At 54.9% G+C, this 12340-nt stretch carries 10 protein-coding genes; 4 read left to right on the top strand and 6 right to left on the bottom strand.

Annotated elements, in window-relative coordinates:
• Positions 1-16: 16 nt before the first annotated feature.
• The gene (locus tag ACTJJI_RS13145) at positions 17-1204 is read right to left on the bottom strand and encodes an MFS transporter (RefSeq protein WP_014832338.1); all 1188 of its coding nucleotides are present in this window, start codon (positions 1202-1204) and stop codon (positions 17-19) included.
• A 115-nt stretch (positions 1205-1319) separates the two neighbouring features.
• Between ACTJJI_RS13145 and ACTJJI_RS13140 the strand changes: the two genes are divergently transcribed.
• On the top strand, positions 1320-2276 hold the full coding sequence (locus ACTJJI_RS13140; RefSeq protein WP_440654357.1) for an AraC family transcriptional regulator: 957 nt from the start codon (positions 1320-1322) through the stop codon (positions 2274-2276).
• 13 nt (positions 2277-2289) lie between these two features.
• Here ACTJJI_RS13140 and ACTJJI_RS13135 read toward each other — a convergent pair whose 3' ends face one another.
• Positions 2290-3669 (bottom strand): carbohydrate porin, encoded by a 1380-nt coding sequence (locus tag ACTJJI_RS13135; RefSeq protein WP_063411834.1) that lies wholly within the window; start codon positions 3667-3669, stop codon positions 2290-2292.
• Positions 3670-3763: 94 nt separating this feature from the next.
• The gene (locus ACTJJI_RS13130) at positions 3764-5122 is read right to left on the bottom strand and encodes a glycoside-pentoside-hexuronide (GPH):cation symporter (protein ID WP_047360883.1); all 1359 of its coding nucleotides are present in this window, start codon (positions 5120-5122) and stop codon (positions 3764-3766) included.
• 365 nt (positions 5123-5487) lie between these two features.
• On the opposite strand from ACTJJI_RS13130, the gene ACTJJI_RS13125 reads away from it, so the two are divergent.
• Entirely contained in the window at positions 5488-7173 is a 1686-nt protein-coding gene (locus tag ACTJJI_RS13125) for an alpha,alpha-trehalase (RefSeq protein ID WP_440654354.1), read from the top strand.
• 67 nt (positions 7174-7240) lie between these two features.
• Here the strand turns inward: ACTJJI_RS13125 and ACTJJI_RS13120 are convergent, their stop codons facing one another.
• Both ACTJJI_RS13120 and ACTJJI_RS13115 read right to left on the bottom strand, forming a co-directional pair.
• On the bottom strand, positions 7241-9343 hold the full coding sequence (locus ACTJJI_RS13120) for a TonB-dependent siderophore receptor (RefSeq protein ID WP_096927415.1): 2103 nt from the start codon (positions 9341-9343) through the stop codon (positions 7241-7243).
• 113 nt (positions 9344-9456) lie between these two features.
• The gene (locus tag ACTJJI_RS13115) at positions 9457-9711 is read right to left on the bottom strand and encodes a GlsB/YeaQ/YmgE family stress response membrane protein (protein ID WP_010432765.1); all 255 of its coding nucleotides are present in this window, start codon (positions 9709-9711) and stop codon (positions 9457-9459) included.
• 206 nt (positions 9712-9917) lie between these two features.
• Between ACTJJI_RS13115 and ycgR the strand changes: the two genes are divergently transcribed.
• Positions 9918-10649 carry a flagellar brake protein YcgR gene (gene ycgR, locus ACTJJI_RS13110; RefSeq protein ID WP_014832344.1) on the top strand — a complete coding sequence of 244 codons (732 nt, stop codon included), beginning with the start codon at positions 9918-9920 and terminating at the stop codon, positions 10647-10649.
• Positions 10650-10687: 38 nt separating this feature from the next.
• On the opposite strand, the gene emtA is transcribed toward ycgR, so the two are convergent.
• On the bottom strand, positions 10688-11299 hold the full coding sequence (gene emtA, locus ACTJJI_RS13105; RefSeq protein WP_014832345.1) for a membrane-bound lytic murein transglycosylase EmtA: 612 nt from the start codon (positions 11297-11299) through the stop codon (positions 10688-10690).
• 96 nt (positions 11300-11395) lie between these two features.
• On the opposite strand from emtA, the gene ldcA reads away from it, so the two are divergent.
• The gene (gene ldcA / locus ACTJJI_RS13100; RefSeq protein ID WP_047360886.1) at positions 11396-12310 is read left to right on the top strand and encodes a muramoyltetrapeptide carboxypeptidase; all 915 of its coding nucleotides are present in this window, start codon (positions 11396-11398) and stop codon (positions 12308-12310) included.
• Positions 12311-12340: the final 30 nt, after the last annotated feature.

Below are 12340 nucleotides of genomic sequence, written 5' to 3'. Positions count from 1 at the left end.
AGGAGAGGGAAAACAATCACTCCGCCTTAACCTTCACGCCCATAAACACAATCACCATCGCCGTCACCAGCAGGAAACCGCTTCCGGCAAAGACGCCGCTGGCGCCGTTGAGGTCAAATACCGCCCCGCCCACGGCCGCACCGGCGCTGATTGCCAGCTGGATAGAGGCCACCAGCAAACCACCCGCGCTTTCGGCTTCATCCGGCACCGTCGTGGCAAGCCAGGTTGACCAGCCCACCGGAACCAGACCAAACGCAAAGCCCCACATCGCCACCAGTAATCCATCCAGCATCGCCAGATGACCAAACGCCACCATGGTGAGTGCCAGCACGCCCATAACGAACGGAACCAGGGCCAGCGTCAGGCGCAGGTTGCGCGCAAGCAGATGTCCGGCAACGGAGGTGCCGATAAAGTTGGCAATCCCGAAGCCCAGCAGGATCAGCGAGATGCTCTCCACGCTTGCCTGACCCACCGTTTCAAGGAACGGACGCAGGTAAGTGAAGAAGGCAAAATGGCCGCTGAAGATCAGAATGGTCGCCAGCATTCCGCCGATCATTCCCGGACGACGCAGCACGCGGAACAGGGTGCCCAGGCTGCCGCTGCTCTCCGGCTTCATTGACGGCAGTACCCAGAGCTGCCACAGCAGCGCCAGCATGCTCGGCAGAATGCAGAGGATAAAGACATTACGCCAGCCGATCAGGCTGCCAAGATAGCTGCCCAACGGAGCCGCAACCACCGTGGCGATCGACACGCTGGAGAAGATCACCGCCAGCGCTTTCGGCACTTTATCAGCAGGCACCAGACGCATCGCCGTGGCGGTCGACATCGCCCAGAATCCCCCGATGGCAATTCCTAACAGCAGGCGTCCCATCAGCAGAACGTGCAACGTCGGCGCAAAAGCCACCAGCAGGCTGGAGATGATTTGCAGCACCGAGAAAAACATGAGTACCCAGCGACGGTCGATACTTTTGGTCGCCGGGGTGATCAGCAATCCGGTGACCAGCGCGACCAGCGCGGTGGCGGTTACCGCCTGTCCGGCCATCCCCTCTGTTACGCCCAGGCTTGCGGCCATGGGCGTTAACAAACTGGCGGGCAGGAACTCCGCCGTGATCAAACCAAACACCCCCAGCCCCAGTGAATAGACGGCCCGCCAGGCGGGTTTTGCAGGCGTAACAGCCTCTCTCGCCGCGACACATGAACTCATCTGTTGATCTCCCGTTATGAAAATGTGACAACTGTCGCAAAAGGATAGAGGGTTCACCGTGGACGATCTATGACATATAATCTCCACTTATTGATTATTCGTCCGGAATTTTGCCATGACCGCTCAGTCCCCCGACCTGATCAGCGAGCTGTTGCGCGGAATGCGCCTGTCGGGCGTGAAATACCGCCGCATTGAAGCCAGCGCACCCTTTGGCGTAGCGTTCCACCAGGCGCCTGGCAAAGCACAGTTTCATTTTGTCAGCCGCGGCAATGCCCTGCTGCGTATGGAGAGTGGCGCAACATTCACCTTAAACGGCGGTGATGCCCTGTTTATACCGAACGGTAATGCGCACGCCCTGCTCTCGGACGAACAGGCTACCATCACCCCGGTCAGCGCGTTTCCCAGTGAACCTATCTGCAGCTCGGTCTGCGCCATCACCTGCGAGCCGTGTCCGGACAGCGAGAACACCGTCATTTTCAGCGGATGCATGGATTTTGAGCTGGGCGGGATGCAACCGCTCATCAAAGCGATGCCGGAGGTGATGATGGTGAGCCGGTTGATGTCCACCTGGCCGGAGATCCACCCGCTGCTGGCGGCGATGGAGCGCGAATCCATGACGCGTCAGGCCGGATTCGCCGGGATCCTCGCGCGGCTGGCAGACGTGGTGGCGGCGCTAATCGTGCGGGGCTGGGTTGAAGGAGGCTGCGGAAAAGCCACCGGCTGGGTGCAGGTACTGCGCGACCCGCGTCTGAGCCGGGCCATTTACGCCATGCACCAGCAGCCGGGTCTGAACTGGAGCGTGGCGGATCTGGCAAAAGAGGCTGGCACCTCCCGCTCGGTGTTTGCGGAACGTTTTCTCGCCGCGACGGGCACCACCCCGGCGAAATACCTCAGCGAGTTGAGGATGCGCCTGGCCATTCAGTACATTCGCCATGAAAATCAGCCTATTGAAACGGTCGCGCTGCGCCTGGGTTACGGATCCCTTGCGGCGTTTAGCCGGGCGTTCAAGCGAATTATCGGCCATGCGCCAGGCTCGCTGCGGGAGACCAGCCAGACCCCGGAAGAGGCCTGACTGGCGCAGGACATCAGAAGTAGTATTTGAAGCGCACGCGCCCGCCGTAGCGATCGTCGTTGCGGTCATCGCCGTCATTCGGATGTGCTTCAACCCAGGAGGCGTACGCGCCAAGATAGATATTGAAATTCTTCATCTTCATGACGTTCGGGATCAGGTACGACGCATGAATGGTGTGAATATCATAATCGCCGGGATCGGTCACCCAGCAATCGCCATCACAGTCAGCATTAAAGTTGGCGGTGTTGAAATTATCGATCTGGTTATGCGCGTAGATATAGCCCAGCTCTACATTGCGCCATAAGGCATTCACGCCCGCGGTGAAATCCGTCTCGTCGGTGGCATCCATGTAAGCGGTATTCAGGTTGGCAACGATACCGTCATCCGGATCGGTTTTTTGCCCGTTCCAGGTCATGGTAAAGCCATAGCCGGTGCGGTCAGACTGGTCGACCCATCTTCCGGACGCATCGTGGTAGCCGTAGGCGTTGTTGACGAGGTTGCTCTCCATCGCGATGGCGGTCGAGAAGTTTCCTTCCTGCCAGGCAATCACCGGGCGGACGTAGGCAACGTTTTTATCGTTATCCAGGTCCACGCCATGATACTGCTGGTCAACAAACAGCGAGCTGCCATCTTCCAGCAGCGTGTTAACCTCAAGATACCAGTTGCCCAGGGTTTTACTCAGCAGGAAGTTACCTCCGCTGTCGCTACGACCGCGCCCCTCTTTCATCATATAGATATAGCCGTAACCATCGCTGTAGAGATCGTTGGCGGTGTTGCCGGAATATTCTACGAAGGTATCCTGATTCAGCGGGAACATATCGTAGGCTTCAAAACGGCCAACTTTTACCTTCCAGTCGTTTTCCGTGCCAAAGAAGAAGACCGCGTCATCCAGGTTCATTTTGCCCGTTAAGTCCGCCAGCGGCTGTACGGAGAAACCGGCAAAATTGCCGTTTTCCATTCGCTTATAGCCGTCAAACCCCAGCAGCAGACGCCCGTTAATATCCCAGCGTTCATGGTTGCCGGGTGCCCAGTCTTTATTGGCTGTCGTTTTCATGGAGGTTAAACTGCCGGTCTTGCTGGCCGCATCCATATTAAATTCAACGTCACCATAAAATTTAATATCGCCGTAGCCGGATAACGTGAGCTTCGGTGCCGTTTGCGCTGTCGCAGGCTCTGTGGATCCAACCACAACAGGATTTGCGGCCACCACGGTTTGCTGCTGTTGTTCCAGAACCTGAATTTGTGCTTCTGCCTTTGCCGCCCTTGTTTCAGCCTTTTCGAGGCGCGCCTCCAGTTGCGCCAGTTTATCTTCCAGACGTTGCGTATCATTTGCTGCCATTGCTGCGGTAGAACAAAACGCACTGACGAGCAGTGCAAGGTATTTCACTTTCATCGACTCCATCCTCGTGAGTTAATCATTATTTCCTGACGGACACAGAGAACCTCACCGATAATTCAAATGAATTATCGGCTTACTGCTTCAACTATTAAGAGTTAGCGAATTCGCCTTTATTTAAATCACTCACCACGCCATTCATGACGTTTTCGGTTAATTTATAAAACTTGATTGAAAAAGCGGTGAGTAAATAAAAGAGTGAAGGGATTAACGTAAACAGCAGAATGACACCCTGAACCGCGGATTCCGACTGTACCGTACTGTTCGACTGGTAATTAAACCAGGCCAGCACCCAGCCCAGAATCGCCCCCCCGACGGCGACACCTAATTTGATCACGAAAATATTGGCCGCAACATTCATACCTGTAATACGACGCTGAGTTTTCCATTCACCGTAATTATTTGCATCCGTAATCATTGACCACTGCAACGCGCCGTTACCGCCCTGAACAATCTGAATGAGCACATGGGCAATCAGTGGAATGACCCAGAACTCCAGCGGCAGCCAGAAGCAGGCCACGCCTAACGCCGCATTGAGAATATTGATCCAGAACGAGAGTTTAACCTTACAAAAACGGGTACCGAACGGCTGCGCCAGAACTGAACCAAACATCGAGGCCAGCATCCCGCCCAGCATAAAGTACGAGATAATGTCGGCCCCTTTGTTGAGCACGGTATTGACGTAATAGACCACCGCGCCACCGCGGATCACCACTGCCACCAGCATCATAAAGTTGTAGATCGAGAGAATGCGCCACTGATCGTTACGAAAGAGGATTTTAACGTCCCGGGCGATGTTCAGATTCTCCTCTTTGATCGGCTGGACACGCTCTTTGGTAGTGACAAAACAAATGATAAACATCACGCAGCCGATTGCACCAAACAGCGCCATCGCCACCTGAATGCCGGTCGCCCTGTCGCCGGGGTAGAGATAGTCCGCGAGGGGAAGTATAAGCGCGGTACCAAGCGCGCCACCAATCGGGGTGATGGCAAAGCGCCAGGACTGCAAAGAGAGGTTTTCCCGTGGATCGGACGTAAGCGCAGCGCCCAGGGAGCAATAGGGGATATTAATGGCGGTATACATCAGAGTCATAAATATATACGCCCCGACGGCATAATAAATTTTGCCTGTTTCGGTAAAATCCGGAATGGAATAAACCAATACGCAACTCACCGCAAAAGGAACGCATATCGCCAGCAGCCAGGGACGAAAACGTCCCCAGCGCGTGGATGTTGCATCGGCAATCGCTCCCATAACGGGGTCGGTAATGGCATCTAATAAACGGACCAAAAGAAACATGGTTCCCATTACGGCCGGGGGCAAGCCATAAATATCGGTATAGTAATACGCCAGAATGGCAACCGATGAGTCAAATACAATATGGCTCGCGGCATCTCCCAGGCTGTAGCCTATTTTTTCCCGGACCGGAATTTTTTCACTCACTGACATCACGTTACTCCTTATTGATGAAACCGGTTTCTGCTTTGACAATAATTTCGCCTGAGCGCAACGACGCGATCCATTATGTTTTTTCACCATGAAGTTATGTTTTTTGCTTTATGTGATCGGGATAATTAAAAGAAAGCCTTTATCCGGAAAATTATGCGTAACGGATCGCAATTTATTTTCTCGCCTACAGCCATTCACAATATCAATATTTCAGCAGCGCCACCGGGGCATTAAACGCAACGGTAAATTATCTGGATTTGTGCAAAGTGCGATGTTCGACACGCGAAGCGCGGAATATTCGACTAAGGTTTTCTGGTGATTGATTACAGCGTGACCGCTGCTCAGCGAAATAAGGAGAAGCACCGATGATAACCCCTCAAAAGCTGCGCCCTCGCCTCTTACCTCTGGTTCTGGGCAGTGCGTTGCTCGCGGTTGCCGCGACAGGCAACGCAGAAGAAATGCACTCTGGCCAGACGAATTCACCGGATATCTTGCTCGGCCCTCTCTTTAACGATGTCCAGAGCGCCAAACTTTTCCCCGATCAAAAAACCTTTGCCGATGCGGTACCGAAAAGCGATCCCCTGACGATTCTGGCCGACTACCGCATGCAGCGTCGTCAGTCCGGGTTTGATTTACGCCATTTTGTGGATATGAACTTCACGCTTCCCGCGGAAGGGGAAAAATATGTTCCTCCTGCCGGGCAGAGCCTGCGTGAGCATATTGACGGGCTGTGGCCCGTGCTTACCCGCACCACCGATAAAGCCAGTAACAAGTGGGATTCGCTCCTGCCGTTACCTAAACCCTACGTCGTGCCGGGCGGACGTTTCCGCGAGGTCTACTACTGGGACAGCTATTTCACCATGTTGGGGCTGGCGGAAAGTGACCACTGGGACAAAATCAGCGATATGGTGGACAACTTCGCCTACGAGCTGGATACGTGGGGACACATTCCGAACGGCAACCGCAGTTACTACCTGAGCCGCTCCCAGCCGCCGTTTTTCTCGCTGATGGTTGAACTGCTGGCGACGCACGACAGCGAGGCACTGAAGAAATACCGTCCACAAATGGAAAAAGAGTACGCCTACTGGATGGAGGGCGCCGATGCGCTGCAGGCCGGACAAGCCAACAAACGGGTGGTGAAGCTGGAGGATGGCTCACTGCTCAACCGCTACTGGGATGATCGCGATACGCCACGTCCGGAGTCATGGCTTGACGATATCACCACCGCCAAAAGCAACCCTAACCGTCCGGCGACGGAGATCTACCGCGATTTACGCTCTGCGGCGGCCTCAGGCTGGGACTTTAGCTCCCGCTGGATGGACGATCCGCAAAAGCTGGGCACCATCCGCACCACCAGCATTGTGCCGGTGGATCTGAACGCCCTGATGTTCAAGATGGAAAAACTGCTCGCCCGGGCAAGCCAGGAGAGCGGCGATGCCGCCAGCGCGAGCAAATATGAGGCGCTGGCCACGGCACGCCAGAAGGCGATGGAGAAGTATCTGTGGAACGAAAAAGAGGGGTGGTATGCGGATTACGATCTGAAGAGCAAGAAGGTGCGTAATCAGCTTACGGCTGCGGCCCTCTTCCCGCTGTATGTGAAGGCGGCGGCACAGGATCGCGCTGATAAAGTGGCTGCAGCGACGTCCTCACGTTTGCTGAAACCGGGCGGCATAACGACCACCACCGTCAACAGCGGCCAGCAGTGGGATGCCCCCAATGGCTGGGCGCCGCTGCAGTGGGTCGCGACAGAAGGGTTGCAGAATTATGGCCAGAATAAGGTGGCGATGGATGTCACCTGGCGTTTCCTGAAAAACGTTCAGCACACCTACGATCGCGAGCAGAAACTGGTGGAAAAATATGACGTCTCCTCCACCGGTACGGGCGGCGGCGGCGGTGAGTATCCGCTGCAGGATGGATTCGGCTGGAGCAACGGCGTGACGCTGAAGATGCTGGACCTGGTCTGTCCGAAAGAGAAACCGTGTGACAGCGTGCCGGAGCATCAACCTGCGGCGAATGATGAGGCTGCGCCGGTGAAAAGTACGGCGCAGTAGGTGAGCAATGCCGGGTGGCGCTAACGCCTGCCCGGCCTGCATTCCCTGCGGGAGAGGGAAAGGATAATCAGAAGCTGTAGCTCGCCCCCAACTGATACGTGCGGTCACGTCCAATCCAGCAGTTCGTGGCGTCGTAGCAGGTCAGCGTCTCTTTATTGGTGATGTTTTGCGCGCTGGCTTTGAGGGTTACCCCCTCCAGCGACGGCAGGATTTCACCCATACGATAGGAAGCAGCCAGATCGTACTGCATGGTGCCACCCAGTTTGCCCGCATCGTTGTTCGGTGAAATTTCCATTGGACCGGTGTAGCGTGCCCCCGCCCCCAGCATCAGCCCCCTCAGCGGCGTGTTGTCAAAGGTGTAATCTCCCCACAGGTTGAACGCATTTTCCGGCACCTGCGTTGGTCGTTTGCCCTGGTATTTATCATCTTCGGTATTGATCAGATGGGTATAGGCATAGTTGGCAATCAGGGTCACGTTATCCGTCGGACGGCTGACGACCGAGAGCTCGGCACCTTTGGATTCCACTTCGCCGGTCTGGCTGTAATTCAGGAAGCCCGGATCGGAGGTGACGACATTTTTCTGACGGATATTAAACACCGAGGCGGTAAAGGTGGTGGCGTACTCTGCCAGCAGGTATTTCACCCCGCCTTCAACCTGTTTGCTGGTTGTTGGTTTAACGTCTTTGGCCGTGAGCGTGCCCTGCGGCGACACCGGGGCAAACCCTTCGGAGTAGCTGATGAACGGTGACAGCCCATTCTCAAACGCGTAAAGCGCGCCCAGGCGTTTGGTCACGCGGTCCTGCGAGACCCAGGCTTTGTCGCCGTTCTGCAGATAATTGGTGGTCACCGAGCGGTAATCGTCATAGCGCAGGCTGGCCAGCAGATTTAAGCCGCCAAATTCCACCTGATCCTGCAGATAATAGCCGTTTTGTTGGTAGCTCAGACGATTCTTCTGCCCCGTATACAACCCGAGATCGCGTTCATTGATTTGCGAATAGTCAGGATTTCGCATATCAATGCCGGGCGTTGTCGAGGCATAACGGTAGTAGAAGTGAGAGTTCAGCTTTTGATAGTCAAACCCGGCCAACAGGTGATGTTTCCATTCCCCCAGCGCCACGGTTTTGGTTACCTGGTTATCAATGTTGAAACTCTTCAGATCCTCATCCGTGGTGTAAGCAAAACGGTTAAGCTGGTAGACCTCACTCCCCGTCCCCGTGGCGTAAACGCTGCGCTGATGGGTGTCGACATCAAAGTACCGTGCCTTCTGGTTAAAGCCCCAGCCGCTGTCAAACTCATGTTCAAAGCTGTAACCCAGCATCCACTGACGCTGTTTAAAACCGCTCCATTCATCCCCGGCGTAATCACGGCGATCGGCATATTTCGAGCGCAGGTAAGCAAGCGGCAACGGGTTGGATGGTGACAGGCTCGGGGAGTTTTGCGCCAGCGCATCAATGGTGAGACGCGTTTTGTTGTCCGGCTGCCACGTAACCGACGGTGCGACCAGGTAGTTTTCATACCGCGTGGTATGGGGTTGATCGTCATTTTCAGTGGCTTTACCCAGCAGACGGTAGTTCCAGTCGCTGTCGGCGATTTGTCCGGTCGAGTCGAGATAGCCCTCTTTCAGATTGCGGTTACCGGTGTTGAAGCCAAACTCGGTGCGGGCAGCTTTTTGCGGCTTTTTGCTTTGAATGTTCACCAGCCCACCCGGGGAGCCGCCGCCGTAGAGCACAGAAGATGGCCCTTTAAGGATATCGACGCTCTCAATCAGCAGCGGATCGATGCGCGCTTTGGTGTTTCCGGTGACGTTATACGGCAGCTGCAGGCCGTTGTAGAACTCCTGGTCAACCGTAAAGCCACGAATTTTATACTCGCTCATGTACGTGGTGTTTCCACGCAGCTCTGTCGAAACGCCCGGGACATAGCGCAGGATTTCGTTCACGGAACTGGCATGGCGTTGCTCAATTTGCTGCGCAGAGACAGTATCGATCACCTGCGGCGTTTTACTTTCGGCCACCGCCGATTTGGTTGCGCTGTTCGTCCATGCGGGGAGAACGCTGCCCTGCTCAGAGCCGGTGACAAGAATGGTGGATTCTTCCGCAAATGCCTGTGCCTGTAATGCCAGCGTCACGGCTCCTGCCAACGCGCATACTGCAAAACGTGAGGTGTTCATAGTGTCGTCTTGTGGTTATATGTAACTAGGAACGACAATTATTATCATTTCGATTAGCAAATCAATATCACGACAAAAAAAACGGCCCTTTTGCGAGAGCCGTTTTGGGTTATCTATGCCCGTCTGAGTAACCTGAATATGCCCAGAACAACAATGGCGCCCACCACAGCCACAAGGAAACTGTGCAGGTCGAATCCACTGATGCTGCCGCCAAAGCCAAACATCGTCGCCAGCCAGCCGCCGACAACCGCACCAACAACACCGAGCACACAGGTCAATATAAAGCCGCCGCCATCATTTCCCGGCATGATGAGTTTAGCGATAGCCCCGGCAATAAGACCAAAGATGATCCACGCGATAATACCCATAGCGATGCCCTCTTGCAGGTTTAACGCATGCGCAGAAAACCTTCCGCGCAGGTAACTTAAGTATAGGTCATCACGGTAAAACCGATTTCATCTCACCGACTTAACTTCTCTGTACTGCGAAAAAAACTCACCGGTTTGTATTAAGTTTCGTTTCACGCTGCCGATAACGCAGAGACAGTCTGTCATTTATCAAGGAGCCATCCGGCGTGAGTAATTACAGTGAGCAGTTCCTGAAGCAAAATCCGCTGGCTGTATTAGGGGTATTGCGTGACCTGCAAAAAGGCGAGGTGCCGCTGCGCATCAGCTGGTCAAACAATCAGTTCATCAGCAAGATCCTGGATGCGTCTGCAGAGAGGCTGGTCATCGACCTGGGCAGTCAGGAGCATGAAAACCGCGCCGCGCTGCGGGCGGAGAAAATCTCGGTGATGGCAGAAACGCACGGCGCAAAAGTGGAATTTGTCCTGCCGCGCCTGGAGCTGAGCGAATTCGGCGGTCTTCCGGCGTTTGTCACCCCGCTGCCGGCCAACCTCTGGTTTGTTCAGCGCCGTGAATATTTTCGTATCAGTGCCCCGCTGCACCCTGCCTATTTTGGTAAGGCCAAAATGCCGGACAAAAAAGAGATCCGCTTTCGCCTGTTTGACCTCTCCCTGGGCGGCATGGGTGCGCTGATGGATACGCCAAAGCCTGACGGACTGGTAGAAGGCATGCGATTTACCCAAATCGAACTGGATATGGGAGGCTGGGGGCGTTTTTACTTTGATGCGCAGCTGATTGCCATCAGCGAGCGTAAGGTGGTCGACAGCAAAAATGAAACGATCGTCACGCCACGTCTGAGCTTCCGCTTCCTGAACGTCGGGCCGGGCGCAGAGCGCGAACTGCAACGGATTATCTATTCTCTTGAGCGAGAAGCGCGGGAGCGGGCGAATAAAGTGTTGTGACAGAAGCCGGGCAGCACGCTGGCCGCCCGACAACGGCATTACATGGCATCCATCGCTTTCTGTACTTTCCAGATATAACGCGGAGCCTGTGGTGCCGGATGATTTTTCACTACGTGTTCAAAGAACTCGTCTTTGTCCATGCCGTTAATCTCTTCTATCGCCTCTTTACGGTCCGATGAGAACGTCCTGAGCAGCGCACCCGCGCCGTTCACGTAAGAGACCACCAGCGCATACTGCATCACTTCAGGATCCTCGATTCCCTTCAGCACGCCGTGTTCCAGTATACTCAAATAAGCCGTGCCCATGGAGATGTTACGTTCCGGGTTTTTCAGCTCGCTGGTTGACGGCTGACCGCTCCAGCCCATATAGCGATAGACCTCTCTGCCGGCAGTTGAGGCCTTAAGCTGCATTAACCCCACGGCATTGGATTTGCTGACAAGCGTTGGGTTACCGCCGGATTCCACGGCAATGATCGCCGTGATCAGCCGCGGGCTGACACCCCAGGCTTTGCCCGCCTGTTCGCTGATCGGCATCCACTGCATGGCCCGTTTCACAGGTACTTCCGGGTTCCATGCCGGGTTTTGATAGTCATGTTTTGAACTACAGCCAGCCAGCAACACAATCAAAAAAGCAAACCATCTCAATTTCACGTCATCTATCCTTATAGCCGGTCATCGCCCTTGAAGCAGGCAACGTATAAGCGGCATGATATAGACAATTAGATTCTCATTCAGCAAGGAATTGCCATGTCTCAGTTTCATCTTATCGCGCCGTCCGGGTACTGCATCAACCAGGAGGCGGCACAGCGGGGCGTTGAGCGCTTACTGGAACTCGGCTACCCGGTAGAAAATCAGACAATTATCCCCCGCCGCCAGCAGCGATTTGCCGGTACGGAAGCGCAAAGGCTGAATGATATCAACAGCCTGGTGAACCTGCAGGGTGAGAACAACATCGTGCTGGCGGTGCGCGGCGGCTATGGTGCGAGCCGGTTGCTGGAGAGTATTGACTGGCAAGGGCTGGCGAAGCGTCAGCAGCAGGATCCCTTGCTTATCTGCGGCCACAGCGACTTTACCGTAATCCAGCTCGGGCTGCTCGCGCTGCATAACGTGGTGACCTTCAGCGGCCCGATGCTGGCCGGTAATTTCGGAGCACCCGAGCTTGACCCATTTACGGTGGAACACTTCTGGCGCGCTCTGAAAAACCCGACCTACAGCGTTGAGTGGCAGGGCAACGGGCCGCACTGGTCGTGTGAAGGACAACTCTGGGGCGGAAATCTGGCAATGCTGGTGTCGCTCATCGGAACGCCATGGCTGCCGCAAATTGACGACGGCATTCTGGTGCTGGAAGATATCAATGAACATCCGTTCCGCGTCGAGCGCATGTTATTGCAGCTGTATTATGCCGGTATTCTGGAACGTCAGTCCGCGGTTATTCTTGGTAGTTTTACCGGTGCCGCGCCGAATGACTATGACGCAGGATACTCGCTGGAAACGATGGTCGATTTCATCCGCTCACGCCTTGATATTCCTGTTATTACCGGGCTGGACTTCGGCCACGAGCAGCAAACCGTCACCCTGGCGTTAGGCGCGCAGGCCACCCTGAAGCATGATGAAACGGGCAGTCGGTTAACGATTGGGGGTCATCCGGTCTTAAAGGCATAAAAAAGCCGTTAATCCCCCTCAATAAACCGC

The organism is Enterobacter sp. 22466 (assembly GCF_052044775.1).
In the GTDB taxonomy this organism is placed as follows: Bacteria; Pseudomonadota; Gammaproteobacteria; order Enterobacterales; family Enterobacteriaceae; genus Enterobacter; species Enterobacter dissolvens.
This window is presented reverse-complemented; position numbering and strand designations above follow the sequence as displayed.

Bases quoted from the DNA above. Each gene is read 5' to 3' on its own strand.
- ACTJJI_RS13145 (WP_014832338.1), bottom strand. From the start codon at position 1,204: ATGAGTTCATGTGTCGCGGCGAGAGAGGCTGTTACGCCTGCAAAACCC.
- ACTJJI_RS13140 (WP_440654357.1), top strand. From the start codon at position 1,320: ATGACCGCTCAGTCCCCCGACCTGATCAGCGAGCTGTTGCGCGGAATG.
- ACTJJI_RS13135 (WP_063411834.1), bottom strand. From the start codon at position 3,669: ATGAAAGTGAAATACCTTGCACTGCTCGTCAGTGCGTTTTGTTCTACC.
- ACTJJI_RS13130 (WP_047360883.1), bottom strand. From the start codon at position 5,122: ATGTCAGTGAGTGAAAAAATTCCGGTCCGGGAAAAAATAGGCTACAGC.
- ACTJJI_RS13125 (WP_440654354.1), top strand. From the start codon at position 5,488: ATGATAACCCCTCAAAAGCTGCGCCCTCGCCTCTTACCTCTGGTTCTG.
- ACTJJI_RS13120 (WP_096927415.1), bottom strand. From the start codon at position 9,343: ATGAACACCTCACGTTTTGCAGTATGCGCGTTGGCAGGAGCCGTGACG.
- ACTJJI_RS13115 (WP_010432765.1), bottom strand. From the start codon at position 9,711: ATGGGTATTATCGCGTGGATCATCTTTGGTCTTATTGCCGGGGCTATC.
- ldcA (WP_047360886.1), top strand. From the start codon at position 11,396: ATGTCTCAGTTTCATCTTATCGCGCCGTCCGGGTACTGCATCAACCAG.